Source organism: Arcobacter sp. 15-2, from assembly GCF_047159865.1.
GTDB lineage: Bacteria > Campylobacterota > Campylobacteria > Campylobacterales > Arcobacteraceae > JAIOSF01.
The window spans coordinates 1,501,503-1,517,289 of the sequence record NZ_AP038804.1 but is presented as its reverse complement, the minus strand read 5'-3'; the positions used below and the strand labels follow the sequence as shown (position 1 = coordinate 1,517,289).

The 15,787-nt window shown below is 30.4% G+C and carries 11 protein-coding genes; 7 read left to right on the top strand and 4 right to left on the bottom strand.

Annotated elements, in window-relative coordinates; all coding sequences use genetic code 11:
- Positions 1 to 9: 9 nt before the first annotated feature.
- Both ACMCMH_RS08040 and ACMCMH_RS08035 read left to right on the top strand, forming a co-directional pair.
- A complete protein-coding gene (locus tag ACMCMH_RS08040; protein ID WP_412724381.1) occupies positions 10 to 717 on the top strand; it encodes a TlyA family RNA methyltransferase in 708 nt (235 codons plus the stop codon).
- Complete coding sequence (locus tag ACMCMH_RS08035; protein WP_412724379.1) at positions 707 to 1,879, top strand: trypsin-like serine protease; 1,173 nt, start codon at positions 707 to 709, stop codon at positions 1,877 to 1,879. The genes ACMCMH_RS08040 and ACMCMH_RS08035 overlap by 11 nt, the downstream gene beginning before the upstream one ends.
- Here ACMCMH_RS08035 and gdhA read toward each other — a convergent pair.
- Complete coding sequence (gene gdhA, locus ACMCMH_RS08030; protein ID WP_412724377.1) at positions 1,876 to 3,231, bottom strand: NADP-specific glutamate dehydrogenase; 1,356 nt, start codon at positions 3,229 to 3,231, stop codon at positions 1,876 to 1,878. The genes ACMCMH_RS08035 and gdhA overlap by 4 nt on opposite strands.
- A gap of 100 nt (positions 3,232 to 3,331) precedes the next feature.
- On the opposite strand from gdhA, the gene ACMCMH_RS08025 reads away from it, so the two are divergent.
- A complete protein-coding gene (locus ACMCMH_RS08025; protein WP_412724375.1) occupies positions 3,332 to 4,531 on the top strand; it encodes a cation:proton antiporter in 1,200 nt (399 codons plus the stop codon).
- 6 nt (positions 4,532 to 4,537) lie between these two features.
- Here the strand turns inward: ACMCMH_RS08025 and ACMCMH_RS08020 are convergent, their stop codons facing one another.
- Positions 4,538 to 5,839 carry an SH3 domain-containing protein gene (locus ACMCMH_RS08020; protein ID WP_412724373.1) on the bottom strand — a complete coding sequence of 434 codons (1,302 nt, stop codon included), beginning with the start codon at positions 5,837 to 5,839 and terminating at the stop codon, positions 4,538 to 4,540.
- 194 nt (positions 5,840 to 6,033) lie between these two features.
- Here ACMCMH_RS08020 and ACMCMH_RS08015 point away from each other — a divergent pair, with 194 nt between their 5' ends.
- From ACMCMH_RS08015 to ACMCMH_RS08000, 4 genes are read left to right on the top strand one after another with little or no spacing between them, the layout of a single operon-like run.
- Positions 6,034 to 6,630 (top strand): TetR/AcrR family transcriptional regulator, encoded by a 597-nt coding sequence (locus tag ACMCMH_RS08015; RefSeq protein WP_412724371.1) that lies wholly within the window; start codon positions 6,034 to 6,036, stop codon positions 6,628 to 6,630.
- On the top strand, positions 6,627 to 7,856 hold the full coding sequence (locus tag ACMCMH_RS08010) for a TolC family protein (protein WP_412724369.1): 1,230 nt from the start codon (positions 6,627 to 6,629) through the stop codon (positions 7,854 to 7,856). The genes ACMCMH_RS08015 and ACMCMH_RS08010 overlap by 4 nt, the downstream gene beginning before the upstream one ends.
- Positions 7,853 to 8,974 carry an efflux RND transporter periplasmic adaptor subunit gene (locus ACMCMH_RS08005; protein WP_412724367.1) on the top strand — a complete coding sequence of 374 codons (1,122 nt, stop codon included), beginning with the start codon at positions 7,853 to 7,855 and terminating at the stop codon, positions 8,972 to 8,974. The genes ACMCMH_RS08010 and ACMCMH_RS08005 overlap by 4 nt, the downstream gene beginning before the upstream one ends.
- Before the next feature lie 10 nt (positions 8,975 to 8,984).
- A complete protein-coding gene (locus ACMCMH_RS08000; RefSeq protein ID WP_412724365.1) occupies positions 8,985 to 12,131 on the top strand; it encodes an efflux RND transporter permease subunit in 3,147 nt (1,048 codons plus the stop codon).
- A 47-nt stretch (positions 12,132 to 12,178) separates the two neighbouring features.
- Here the strand turns inward: ACMCMH_RS08000 and ACMCMH_RS07995 are convergent, their stop codons facing one another.
- Both ACMCMH_RS07995 and ACMCMH_RS07990 read right to left on the bottom strand, forming a co-directional pair.
- Positions 12,179 to 12,619: a DoxX family protein gene (locus ACMCMH_RS07995; protein ID WP_412724363.1), complete on the bottom strand. Its 441-nt coding sequence runs from the start codon at positions 12,617 to 12,619 to the stop codon at positions 12,179 to 12,181.
- 62 nt (positions 12,620 to 12,681) lie between these two features.
- Positions 12,682 to 15,783, bottom strand: coding sequence for an efflux RND transporter permease subunit (locus ACMCMH_RS07990; protein WP_412724361.1), 3,102 nt, complete (start codon positions 15,781 to 15,783; stop codon positions 12,682 to 12,684).
- Positions 15,784 to 15,787: the final 4 nt, after the last annotated feature.

The window sequence follows — 15,787 nt, the reverse complement described above, 5'->3', positions numbered from 1 at the left end:
TAATAAATTATGAGATTAGATAAATATATAACAGAAAAATTTTCACTGCAAAGTAGAAATAAAGCGGCTGAATTAATAAAAACAAACAAAGTATTAGTTGATGGAATAATCATCAAAAAGCCATCATTTCTAGTAGATGAAAATATGAAAGTGACTTTAGAAGAAGAGGATTTTTTTGTAAGTCGTTCTGCTTATAAACTAAAATATTTCTTAGAAGACAATAATATTGTTGTAAAAAACAAAACTGCTGTTGATATAGGCTCTTCAACAGGTGGTTTTACTCAGATTTTACTAAACAATGACATAAAATCGGTAACTTGTGTAGATGTAGGGACAAATCAACTCCACGATACCATAAAACACAATTCAAAAATCACTATAGTTGAAAATACAGATATAAGAAAATTTCATCCTGAAACATTTTATGAGCTTGTGACTTGTGATGTTTCTTTTATAAGTATACATAATATTTTGGATGATATTCATAGACTAAGCTCCCATAAAATCATCATTTTATATAAGCCCCAATTTGAAGTAGGTAAAGAGGTAAAAAGAGATAGAAACGGTGTAGTTTTAGATACCCAAGCAATAGAAAATCAACGCTCAATCTTTTTAGAAGCAACAAAAAAACTTCAATGGAAACTTCTCGTATCACAGAAGAGTAAACTAGCAGGAAAAAGTGGAAATATAGAGGAGCTATTTTATTTTGAGAAATAGTTTTTTCTTACTATTGTTGTTTGGTACTTCCCTTTTTGCTGACTTTTATTCAGACTTAGGGGACAAAGAGTTTCAAAAGCACAACTATAAAAGGGCTGTTGATAACTACAAAAAATCAAAACATCCCAATAAAAACTCTATAAAAATAAAACTTATCAATAGCTATCTGAACCTTGGAGATAATTTTTTAAAAATAAGAGAATATAAAAAGTCGTTATATTATTACAATCAAGCAGAACTTTTAAACAAAAATATAGCCTCAGATAAAATTGCAAAAGTGTACCAAAGAGTTGCATCCAGATATGAAAAAGCAAAAAACTATCCAAAAGCTTTAGAATACTATAAGAAAGCTCTCCATTTAAAAAGTATCAAATTAGAAAAAAAAATAACTAGTATAGAAAAAAAGCTATCACATCAAAAAAAACTCAATAATGACACAAGAAAAATAGTAACTAAAAACTCTCCTGTATGGACACACTCTGTAGGAAGACTTATCATTCCTCTACAATTACAATTTATAAATGAAAAAAGATACAAAATAAAAAATAAAAAATGTTCAGCAACTTTGGTAAACCTAGACCCATATAGTTCATCTAGTGTTATAGTTACAGCATCACATTGTTTAACAAACTACAATCAAAAAATAGGTCCCCTCAAATTCGCCATCAAAAATAAAAAAAATCATATAACCTATAGAATTGCAAAAATAGAATATGATAGTAGATTTGATATAAAAAAAATGAAAACGACTACAGACTTTGCTATTTTATCATTGCATAAACCTATTGAAAATAAGGATGTTCAAGCGATGGTTGTTTCAAATAAATCATTTGACCATTTAGCTAACAAAAGTCTGAATAGTTTTGGGTCTTTAGCTGGATTTTCTAATGATGTTGCAAAATATGGTTCAAAACTAACTTATGACCCTCAGTGTAAATTGAGTAGATACAATCAAATGTATGGGAAAAGTACTTGTACAGGGTTTAAAGGAGCTTCTGGTGGTGCTATTATACTAAACACTACAAGTGACAATAAAAATTTTCAGCACCATTTTGTAGGTGTCATTTCACATTTTAGAGATGCAAACTATAAAAATATATATTTTACACCTCATCATCTTTTTTTTGACAAATTAGTAAAAACTATAAAAAAATTTAACTAAACACCTTCGGCAATCATTGCATCAGCCACTTTTTTAAATCCTGCAATGTTTGCACCATCCACATAATTACCAGCAACTCCATATTCTTTAGCTGTTAGATGTACTCTTTTACAAATCTCTCTCATTGTTTGCTCAAGCATTTTAGCAACTTTTTCATAACTCCACCGTATCATTGCAGCATTTTGAGCCATCTCAAATTCACTTACCGCAACACCACCTGCATTTGCAGCTTTAGCAGGAGCAAATAAGATATCATTTTTTTGAAAAAGTTCTATTGCTTCAGGTGTTGATGGCATATTAGCACCTTCACTTATAGATATACAACCATTTTCTATTAAATTTCTTGCATCTACTTCTGTAAGTTCATTTTGTGTTGCACAAGGGAAAGCACAATCACAAGGGATGTTCCAAACCTCATGACCACCTTCAGGATAATCTTCAACTTTAGTATAGATAGCTTCACTATGTTCTTTACAATACTCTTCTAAAGAAACTCTTTTTTTAAACTTCAACTCTTTTAATAATTTTAAGTTAATTCCTCTAGGGTCATATATAGTTCCTCTACTATCTGTACAAGTCACAGGAACTGCACCCATATCATAAAGTTTTTCAATAGTATGAATAGCTACATTCCCAGCACCACTAACAGCACAAATACGACCTTTAAAATCATCTTTTCCTGCAAGTTTTAGCATCTCATCTGTAAAAAAAACACAACCATATCCTGTAGCTTCTGGTCGCATTAAACTCCCACCAAACATAAATGGCTTTCCAGTTAATATTCCATCGTAAGTTGAAGTGATTTTTTTATATTCACCAAATAAATATCCTATCTCTCTAGCACCAACACCAATATCACCAGCAGGTACATCGATCCTAGGTCCAATATATTTATGAAGTTCAGTCATAAAAGCACTACAAAATTTCATAATCTCAAAATCAGATTTCCCCTTAGGGTCAAAGTCACTTCCACCTTTTCCTCCACCAATAGGAAGTCCAGTAAGTGAGTTTTTGAGAATTTGTTCAAAACCTAAAAACTTCAATATACCATTATTTACACTTGGATGAAATCTCAATCCACCTTTATATGGACCAAGAGCATTATTAAACTGAACTCTGTATCCAGTATTTACTTGTATCTTTTGATTGTCATCCATCCAAACAACTTTGAATTTGAATTCTCTATCAGGAGTAGTAAGCCTCTCAATTATTGAATGTCTCTCATAAATTGGATCGCTTTCAATAATTGGAGCGATACTATCTAAAACCTCTTCAACTGCTTGAAAAAATGTTTCATCATGAGAACAATTACTCTTTTTTATTTTATTAAGTATATCATTTGATACAGTCATTACTACCTATCCTTTATTATAACATTTGAAGTGATTATATCAAAAATAAATTTGTTATAACTTTATGAGAAAAATATCGTAAAAGGTGTTATAATAAATCATGGAAACGCATGACTTTTTTTTAACCTTATTTCTCATATTAATTGTAGCTCGATTTTTAGGTGAACTCTTTGCTCGATTTGGTATCCCATCTGTGTTGGGAGAATTGTTTGCGGGTATTCTTTTAGGTTCATCTATTTTAGGCATTGTGCAACCCAATGAGATTTTGAAAATACTTGCAGAGATTGGTATTATTTTACTTTTATTTGAAGTTGGATTGGAAACTGATTTTAAACGATTAAAAGATGCTGGATTGAAATCTTTTGTTGTTGCTATACTAGGTGTTGTTTTACCATTTATTTTTGGCTTAGCGCTTGCATATTATATATTTGGTTTATCTTTTAATATTTCACTCTTTATAGCAGGAACACTTACTGCTACAAGTATTGGTATCACACTTCGTGTACTCAAAGATATCCACATGGAAAAAACAAATATTGCTCAAATTGTTATAGGGGCTGCTGTTCTTGATGATATCATTGGAATTATTCTTTTAGTTTTCATTTACGATTTTTCTATATCACAAGAGGCTAACTTCACTCATACTTTAAATGTAGCAGGTATGGTTCTTATGTTTTTAGTTTTAGCACCTTTACTAGCTAAAACATTGTCATTTATGATTCATAAATTTCATGGAAAGCATTTAGTACCAGGATATATTCCAACTATTATTATCTCTCTTATTTTACTTTTTGCATACCTCTCTCATCTTGTTGGTGCACCTGCTATTTTAGGATCATTTGCTGCAGGAATTGCCCTTTCTAGAAGATTTTTCTTACCTTTTGGTACATTTTTAAGTACTAATGAAAAACTACTAAAAGATGTACAGTCAAATATGACACCTATTATCCAAATATTTACACCTATTTTTTTTGTAATGGTTGGTTTATCTATGGATTTACGAGTCATTGACTTTAGTTCTTCATCTTTTTGGCTTATGGGGTTGAGTTTTATCTCTATTGCTTTTATCAGTAAATTTATAGGAGCTTTTTTCATCTTTCAAAAATCTATACGAAACAATGCAATTATAGGAGTTTCAATGATTCCTAGAGGAGAAGTTGGTCTTATCTTTGCAGAGATGGGAAGAGTAAATGGGGTTTTACCCAATGATATCTATGCAATGCTTATTTTTGTAATCATCATCACAACAGTTATACCACCATTTTTACTGAAAAAGTATTTTAAAGCAGAGTGTGTTTAACTAAACTCATATAGATGTAATCATTGTGATTGCCTCAATACGGCTTAACAATGAATACTCTTGTGAATAGTTTTCCAACTCTTTTCCAAATGAAAGGGTCGTTACCACAGCTTTTCCTATAACACTTCTCCCCTCTTTCCCATTTTTATCTATCGTTTTAACACCCCAAACATTGTGAAACACTAGTGGTTCATTCTCTTTTACCCCTACATAAATCATAATATGTCCTGGTAGATAAATAAGAGTTTGAAAAGGTACAGCATTGTTCAAAATAAACTCTTTTTTCTGTATATCATCCATCTTACTTATATCAATTGAGTGTCCATTATTTTTTTGCATACCAGAGTTTCTATTTAAAAATATTCCAAAAGGGGCATAAAAATCTTTTGTCATCAAAGAACAGTCTCTATTTTCAAGCAATCCTCCCCATCCATAGCGTTCACCTATAAGTTCATTGCTAATTTTTGTAATATTTTCTAAATTAAAATCCAATCCAAGTTTCTTTAAGTTTCTATTTCTATCTATTACTCGGATAAAAGCATTGTTTTTATAATCTTTTGAAGCTATTATAAAACCTTTTTTTGCTTTAGGGAAAAGTGTGCCTAAGCTAACACTTTTAAGTAGATAACCATTTTTATAAATATTTGTATCATCTTTTATACTTATATAATAGTTGTTATTTTCAAAAGTTTTTCTAAACTTCTTGTTTACATACGCTATATCACTTACTTTTATCCATCCAATAGCGACACTTGATTCGATATATGCCCATAGTTTATTTTTTGATAGATGTGATACAAAAAGTGGTGTGTTTATTTTGATACTAGAATTTTCATTATAATCAAAAGGGAAACCCTCTCCTGCTTTTTTTGGGTCATAAAAAATTTTACTCACTGTTGGAAAAACTCTTATATGAGAACTATTTATAGTAATTGCTTTTTTTCTTAGAGTGTTAAACTTTTTAAAATTTGATTCATCGATAATAGATTTGAACCAATTTTTTGAGATAGGGGTCAAGTTTTCTGAATAGACATCCATTTTTGAATACATATTTCCCCAAGTTGCATTTTTGTAACTAACTGAAAATCGATTTATGTGCCAAGGATAAAAGTAATATTTTTTATACTCTTTTATAAATTCATTCTTTGACTTATAAGAAATTTTTTTGAAATTCTTTGTATAAAGTGTAGGTTTTTGTTTTATATCTTCTAAATCTTTTATAGGGTGTTTGTAAGTATTTTCTTTCACACATCCTGAAAAAATTGTTATAATTATCATTAAATTTAAGAGTTTGAATAGTTTGTACATTGTAGAGTTTCTTTCATCATTTTTAGAATTTATTATAACATTATAAGTATTTAAATAAAGAAAAAACTATATTTTCTTTTTATGAATTAAATTTACTCTTCTTAACTAAAACCAATAATTAAGCCTTATATTAGAGAATAAATACTATCATCCAAAAAATGACTGATGGTCGGTCATGAGAAAAAGGAGGTATTTTGGCAAGAACTGTAGATAAAATAGAAAAAAGAAAAACAATTGCTTTATCTTGTAAAGATTTATTTGTTCAAAATTCTATAAAAAACTTAACTATATCAAAAATAGCACAAACAGCAGGTATAGGTAAAGGAAGTATTTATGATTATTTTGACAATAAAGAAGATATAGTTTTTGAGTTAGTCGATATTTTATTACAAGAAGCTGATTTAACAAAAAAACAAAGATTAGCCTCAGTAAAATCTGCTCGTGAAAAAATAAAAATATTTTTTGAGTTCTTCTATGCAGATTCAAGTGCAGAATTACGAGAATTGTTTAAGGACTTCAATGCAATTTGTTTAACAAACCCAAATGAAAAGATTTTGGTTTATCAAACAAAAGTATATACCTATTATGATACTTGGATAAAAAGTATTTTACAAGAGGGGATCAATAACAAAGAGTTATCTCAAGATGCCATTACCTATTCTGGTATATTTTTTGTTTTGTCAAAAGGAACATTTATATCAAGTATATCCACAAGTGGTATTATCAATTTACAAGAAGATTTAAACACTTATATCGATTTTATATTCGATTCAATGAAAGGAAAAAAATGAAAAAAAGAGTATTGTTTTTATTAGTACCTGCATTTTTATATGCGGATAATTTAAAATCATTATTAGAGTTTGCAACTACAAATAATAATATCGTAGTTTCAAAAACATTAACACAAAAATCAAAAAATCTAGAGCTAGATTCTGCCAAAAGTGGCTATTATCCAACACTAGATATTGGGGGTGCATATCAAAATCTGAACCAAAGAACACCTGGCGCAGCTGGCGAAGTTTATACAGGCTATGCAACTGTTGGACTAGATATATATGATGGTGGATACAGATCAAATCTTGTGAAACAAAATAAAGCGTTATTACAAGCTTCATCTTTTGATTTAAGTTCATATAAAAAAAGTTTACAACTTTCAATAGTAGAAGATTTTTATACTATAAAAAGTATTGAAGCATCACTAGAAGCTCTTAAAGAGAAACAAATACAACTTTTAGCTGAACTAGAAAGAGTTAAAAAGTTTTATGAAGTTGGAACAACTACAAAAGATGATGTAGATAAATTACAAGCTGCATATAGTAATAATATATATGAGATAGACACTACAAAGTATCAAATTCTTTCTTTAAAAAAACTCTTTAGTATAAAAATTGGGAAAAAAGTAGATACATTTGAAGAATCAGAGATTACTATTCCAAATAATATTACAAAAGAGATTGATGATTCAATCAAAGCACTCAAACAAAATGCAGATTCATTAATGTATTCAGCAAATAGCCTTAACTCAACTTATATGCCAAAATTAAAAGTAGAAAACACTTATAGTTTTTATGATTATGGGAGAACAGACATAGACCATACTGAGGGGTTAGATGACCAAAATAAACTTATGGTAACACTCAACTTAAGACTTTTTGACAATGGAACAACACAAAAGCAAAAAGAAGCATTACTTGTACAAAAGCAAGCACTTGAAAAAGAGATTGCTCAACAAGAACAGATTCAAGATATTAATGTACATTTAGCTCTTTCAAAGATAGAGACCATCAAAGCTCAAATTACAAGTGCAAAAAGTTCACTTGATTCTGCAAATAGTGCCTATGAAACAATCACTGAAAAATACAGAGTAGGAACAATTGATAATATAGCATATTTAGATGCCTTAACTGTAAAAACAGATGCAAAAGCACAATACAAAACAGCTCTTAATAATCTTCAAATAGCCTATTGTTCATACTACTACTATACAAATAAAAATATACAGGAATTTATTAAATGAAACAATTAACAAAAAAAGTATCACTATTAGTTGTTACAGCATTAGCCGTACCAACATTTTTACTAGGAGCTGATGCACAACCTGCAAAAAAAGCTCCAAAAGCAGATATATACATCGTACCAAAAGCTAGTAGTTTAGCAATAAACCTAAAATATCCAGCACAAATAAAATCATTTCAAGATGTAGAGGTATATGCTAGAGTTCAAGGAGTTCTTCAGAAAAAACTTTTTATAGAAGGAACTCAAGTAACAAAAGGGGACCTTTTATTTAAAATAGAGGATGATATCTATCAAGCAAAAGTAGATGCTGCTATTGCATCTGTAGAGATGGCACAAGCTACTTTAAATAATGCCCAAAGAAATTGGTCAAGAATTAAAAAACTTTTTAAAAGTAAAGCTGTAAGTGTAGAAAGTCGTGACACTGCTCTTTCTACTTATGAAAATGCTTTAGCTTCACTTTCTATGTCAAAAGCAGTTTTAAAACAAGCTCAAATTGACTTGAACTATACAAATGTAAAAGCACCCATTTCAGGAATTGCTGGTGTGAAAAAAATTGATATTGGTAATTTAGTGCAAAGTGATGGAAGTTCAGCTTTGGTAAAAATCACCCAAAACAATCAAGTGTTTCTTGATTTTTCTATGCCTTTAAGTGATTATAAAAATATTCAAAGTAGTTTGTGGTCACTCCCTTCTGATAATAAAATAGAGGTAAAAGTAACACTCAATGGAAAAACTACACAAGAAAGTGGTGTAGTTGATTTTATTGATGCAGTGATTGATCAAAAAACTTCAACTGTTAAAATGCGAGCGATCATAGATAACCCAAATAATACTTTGGTACCTGGAAATTTTATACGAGTAACACTCAATGGTATAGTTCAAAAAAATGTTATAACTATTCCTCAAAAAGCACTTTTACAAAATCCTATGGGAACTATTGTATTTGTTGAAAATAATGGTGTAGCGTCAGTTAAACCTGTTCAAATTGGGAAAGAAACTGGAAATAATTATGTTGTTGCAGGTGGACCATTGCAAAGTGGTGATAGAGTTATTGTAAACAATTTCTTTAAAGTAAAACCTGGTCAACCATTAACAGTAGACAAAATAATCAACCAATAAAAGGAAATAGATGTTTTCAAAATTTTTTATAAATAGACCAATATTTGCTACTGTATTGTCTATTTTAATCATTCTTGCAGGGCTTATCTCAATTAAGCTACTGCCTATTAAAGAGTATCCTGGAGTAACTCCACCACAAATAAATGTATCTGCTACTTATCCTGGGGCTGATGCAAAAACACTTTCAAGTACAGTTGCTACTGTATTAGAAAATGCGATTAATGGTGTAGATAATATGATGTATATAACATCAACAGCTAGTCCAAGTGGAACTCTAAGTTTAAGTGTTGTTTTTGAAGTTGGTACTGATGTTTCTCAAGCAAAAGTAGATGTAAATAACCGTGTACAACTAGCTTTATCTTCACTTCCAAGTGAGGTTCAAAGACAAGGTATCAGTGTAAAAGAACGATCACCAGATATGTTAAAGGTACTCGCTTTTACTTCAAAAGACCAAAAATACGATACAACATTTATATCAAATTATATTACAGTTAATGTTCTAGATGATATAAAAAGAATTAAAGGTATCGGTGAGGCTACTGTATTTGGTGCAAAAGATTATGCTATACGAATTTGGGTAGATCCTGCTAAATTATCATTTTATGGTCTTACTTCAAATGATATAGATTCTGCTATTAGTAGTCAAAATAATCAGTATTCAACAGGAAGAGTTGGAAGTGAACCAATAAATCAAATCACACCTTTTACATATACAATCACAACAGAAGGTCGTTTGAAAAATGTAGAAGCATTTAACAATATCATCATCCGTTCAAATAAAGATGGTTCAACTTTACGACTAAGCGATGTAGCCGAGATTAAACTTGGAACTGATAATATTTATACTTCTGCAAAATTTTCAACAAATCCTATGATTCCTGTTGGTATTTTCTTATCTCCTGGGGCAAATGCACTTGAAGTATCTTCTGAATTAGATTCACTTATGGTAAAATTATCAAAAAAATTTCCAGATAGTTTAGAATACAATGTGCCTTATGATGCTACGCTTTTTGTTGATCAATCTATTAAAGAGGTTGTTAAAACATTAATAGAAGCAATTATATTTGTTATTATATTGATCTATTTATTTTTAGGAAATTTTAGAGCTACTATTATTCCTGTTTTAGCGATACCTGTTTCTGTTATTGGAACATTTGCAGGACTTTATGCAGCTGGTTTTTCTATCAATTTACTTACATTGTTTGGTATGATTTTGGCTATTGGATTAGTTGTTGATGATGCTATTATTGTTATTGAAAATGTTGAAAGAAACTTACGAACAAAAGGTTTAAAAGTAAAAGAAGCAACAATAGAAGCTATGAAAGAACTTACAACTCCTCTTATTGCTATTATTCTTGTTTTATCTGCTGTATTTATCCCTGCTGCTTTAAGTGGTGGATTTACAGGAGTTATGTATAAACAATTTGCTATTACAATTGTTATGGCTGTTGTTATTTCTGGTTTCGTTGCACTTACACTTACACCTGCACTTTGTGCTGTTTTCTTAAAAGAACATGAGCCTGAACCATACTATCCTATTAAAAAATTTAATGACTTTTTTGACTGGTTAACGACTGTTTTTGTAGGAGTTACAAAACGAACAATACGATTATGGTTTTTATCATTAGGTTTATTTGCTATTTTGATTTATTCTACATTTGCACTTATGCAAGCAACTCCAAATGGTCTTGTTCCAAATGAGGATAAAGGTTCGTTAATGGTTTTTGCATTTATGATGCCATCAACATCACTTGGTGAATCTTCAAAAATCTCAAGTGAAATTGAGAAACAAATCTTAGCACACCCTGATGTAAAAGCAACTGCAAATATTACAGGGCTTGATATTACAACTTTTGCTTATAAAACTGATGCTACACTTATGTTTGCATTGTTAAAACCATGGGATGAACGACCATTGAAAAGTCAAAGTTCACAAGCAATTGCCGGTCAATTTATGGGACAATTTGCTCAAACAAGTAAAGAAGCATTTGTATTGGCTGTAAATCCTCCTCCAATTAGAGGGATGAGTACAACAGGTGGTTTTGAGATGTGGATACAAGATAGAACAGGTGGAGAACTTTCTGTGTTAAATACTTATGTTCAACAAATTGTTGCAAAAGCAGCTGAAGATCCACGCCTTACAGGACCTAGAACAACATTAAATACAAATATTCCACAGTATTTATTGACAATAAATAGAGACAAAGCAAAAGCTATGGATGTCCCTGTAAGTAGTATTTTTAAAATTATTCAACAAACTTATGGTCAAGGGTATATTAATGATTTCAATTTATACGGAAGAACTTTTCATGTAAATATCCAATCTAAATCAGAATATAGAGCAACAAGAGAACAGTTTAAAAGTACTTTTGTAAAATCTTCACAAGAGGGTAACCTTATACCAATTAGTGAACTTATTAATATTGAAAGAAAAGTTGATGCAAGTGTTATCCAAAGATTTAATATGTTTAACGCAGCAAAAGTTACAGGAAGTCCAAGTATGGGATTTGCTTCAAGTGACGCAACAAGAGCCATCGAAGAGATTGCGACAAGTATTTTACCTGAGGGATATACTATAGCTTGGGCTGGTACAACTTATCAGGAAAAGAAGCTAGAGAATGAACCTGATTATACAACTCTTTATGCTGCTATTTTTGTATTTTTGATTTTGGCAGCTTTATATGAAAGCTGGAGTATTCCGATGTCAGTTATTATCTCTATTCCTATTGCACTATTTGGGGCAGCATTAGCTGTTTATTTAAGAGGATTAGAATCAGATATATATTTCCAAGTTGGGCTTATTACACTGGTTGGATTGAGTGCGAAAAATGCTATTTTAATTGTAGAGTTTGCGATGGAAAAAATGCACGCTGGTATGGATCTACTCGATGCTACTATTGAAGCAGCACGATTACGATTTCGTCCAATTGTTATGACTTCATTGGCTTTTATTGCTGGTACTTTACCTCTTGCTTTAAGTAGTGGAGCTGGTAGTGCAAGTCGTCATATTATTGGTACAACTGTTGTTGGTGGTATGGTTGCTGCTATGGTTATAGGAGTTATCTTTATCCCGTTATTTTTCTATCTTGTTATGAGAATCAAAGAGAAGTTTATAAAAAATAAAAAAATGAATCAGAAATTCAATAAGAATTCTTAGAAAAGAAAAAAGAGGAGAGACCCTCCTCTTTTTATTTATGAAATAATTTAGTCTTCGTTATTAAAAAATATATTATCTAAACTAAATTTACCAGCACCTTGTGTTACAAATATCATTAAAAACACCATGTAATATAACGGTATCTCAAATCCGTTTGAACCTGCACTAAATCCATTACCAATATGAACCGTAAAAATTGCAACTATCATAATAATAATTAATGGCAATGAAATCAATCGTGTAAATAGTCCTAAAACTAACAGCCCAACACCAAGTATCTCTGTTCCTGCAGCCATATAGGCATTTATCGTTGGAAAGGGGATTCCCATCGACCCAAACCATTGTGCAACTGAATCTATATCGTTCCACTTTGACATTGCTGGTTCATAAAAACCATACGCTATCATAAGTCTTGCTATTAATAAAACTATAGATTGAAAATACTCTGTAATTAATGTAAACATCATATAAAATGAATGAAAATGCATAATTAAACTCCTTTTCCTCATTATATTATATTTTTGTGTAAACTTTGTGTAATAAGCTATACTTATTTTAAGTTACGCAATTTTATCATATAAAAAAGTACAGGTATCACAAAAAGTGTTAACAAAGCAGATGTTACCATTCCACCTATCATTGGTGTTGCAATTGCTTTCATCACTTCACTTCCAACTCCATCTATATATAAAATAGGAATAAGTCCTCCAAGTATTGCAAATACTGTCATCAGCTTTGGACGAAGTCTTAATGCAGCTCCATTTATAACAGTTTGTCTTATGTTCTCTTTTGTAAAAACAATTGTCTTTTTCTGTAACTCGACAAATGCTTCATCTAAATATACCATCATAACAATTGAAGTTTCTGCTGCAATTCCAAGTAAGGCTATAAATCCGACAATTACAGCCACACTTATATTTATATGTGCAAAATAAACACCCCATACTCCTCCTGCTAATGCTAACGGTAATGTAAGAAATATAATTGAAGTGTATAACATATTTTTTAATGCAAAATATATCAAAATAAATACAATTACTAAAGTAAAAGGAATTATGTACACTAATGTTTTCATCGCACTTTCTAAATATTCACTTTGCCCTGCCCACTCAAAATAGTATCCAGCAGGAAGCTCTAAATTTTCTAATAATTTATTTGCTTCATCTTTATACTCTTTTGGAGAGATTCCATTTTTTGGAGTGATATATGTAAAGTTCACATTCATCGCTTTTTCTGATTTTATTACAGATGCTCCAAGTTCATATTGTAAAGTTGCAAAAATTTCTAGTGGAAAATATCCTAGTTTTGTTTTAATCAATAACTGTTTTAAGTCATTAATATCCCCTCTTTTATCTGTGCTATATCGTACAGTTATTGGATATCGTTCTAATCCTTCGTACATAGTTGATATTTTGGCTCCACCTACTCCATATGAAATAGTATTTAAAATATCTTGTTTTGTAAGTCCATATCTACTTAAATTCTCATCATTAAGTTTAATATTTAAATAGTATCCATTACTCGTTTTATCAGACGAAACCGACAGAGTTTTATCAAACTTTTGAAGTATCTTTTCTATTTTTAAAGACTCTATTGATAATTGTTCATTATTATTTCCATATAGTTTTATTCCTAATGGAGTTCGTATACCTGTAAGAAGCATATCTATTCTTCCTCTTATAGGATATGTCCAGGAGTTTATTAACCCTTCTACTTGTAAAGCTTTATCCATCTCCTCCATCAGTTTTTTGTATGTCATCCCTTCACGCCATTGGTCTTCTGGTTTGAAATTAATAATTGTTTCAATCATAGCTAATGGTGCTGGATCGGTTGCAGTGTCAGCTCGTCCTGCTTTTCCAAATACAGTATCAACTTCTGGAAAACTTTTTATAATAGCATCTGTTTTTTGTGTGAGTTCTTTAGATTTATCTATACCTAAACCATAAGGAGTAACTGGCATATACATAAATGTTTGCTCATTCATCATGGGCATAAACTCCCAGTTTTGTTTATCGTATAATTTATAAGAAAATCCTAAAAATACTATAGAAAGTATCACTATAATATATCTCCCTTTTAAAGAGAGTTTTATAATTGGCATATATATAAATTGAAAAAAACGATTTACTGGGTTTTTCTCTTCTGGAATTATTTTCCCTTTAATGAAAAAAATCATCAGTATTGGAATAAGTGTAATTGATAAGATAGCACCTACGAGCATTGCAAATGTTTTTGTAAAAGCAAGTGGAGTAAATAATGCTCCTTCTTGACCCTCTAACGCAAAAATAGGCATAAAAGAAGCCACTACCAATAAAAGTGCAAAAAATATAGGTGGACCCACTTGTTTTGCTGATTTAATAATCGTTGCAACACGCAGTTTTTCTGTTACTTTAATACCTTCTAATTCTAATTTATGCAAATGTTTATGAGCATTCTCAACCATAACAATACTAGCATCCACCATGGCTCCAATTGCAATAGCTATACCCCCTAATGACATAATATTTGAACCAATATCAAACATATTCATCAGTAAAAAAGTAATAAGTACAGTAATAGGTAATGAGATAATTATAATCAATGAACTTCTTAAATGAAATAAAAATAATGCGGTTACTATTAATACGATCAAAGACTCTTCAATAAGTGTAGTTTTTAAAGTATCTATAGCTTTATCTATAAGAGATGTTCTATCATATGTTTCAACGATATCTACTCCATCAATTTTTAATGTTTTTAGTTTTTCTTTTACTGATTGGATAACTTTATAAGGGTTCTCTTTAAAACGAACAATGACTATACCACCAACAGTTTCCCCCTCACCATTTAAATCAGCCATTCCTCGTCTATTTTTACTCGTTAAGTTTACTTCAGCAACATCACTTATTTTTAAGGGAATTGTTCCATTTGTTTTTACAATAATATTTTCAATATCTTTGATATTTTTTAAATAACCTTGGACTGTTATAAGATGTTCAAACCCATTTTCTAAAATAAGTCGTCCACCTTTGTCAGCATTAAATAAACTTATTTTCTTTCTTATATCATCAACTGATAAATTATATTGGACTAGTTTATCTTGATTTAAAGTTATCTCATATGTTTTTACAAACCCACCAATGGAAGCGACTTCACTTACACCATCTACACCTAAAAGTGCATATTTAAAATAATAATCTTGTAGGGTTCGTAACTCATCTAAACTTTTTGATTTAGAAGTAAGCGCATATTCATACGCCCAACCTACCCCAGTAGCATCTGGTCCAATTGTTACACTAGCACCTTTAGGGAAAGTTGGATTGAGTTCTGATAATTTTTCTAAAATTCTATCACGAGATTTGTATAAATCTGTTCCATCTTTAAATATAACATATATTAAACTATTTGAAAAACTACTCATAGCTCGTACTGTACTAATATTTGGTAAAGATAAAAGTGCTGAAGTTAAAGGATAACTCACCTGCTCTTCTATAAGTTTTGGAGCTTGTCCATCCCACTTTACTTGTACAATTACTTGAGGGGGAGAAAGATCTGGCAGGGCATCTAATGAGGTATTTTTAATTGCGTAAAAAGACCCTCCCACTAAAAGAAGGATAGAGATAAGTACTAAAAATAAATTTTTAACACTATAATCAATTATTTTTTCAACCATTATT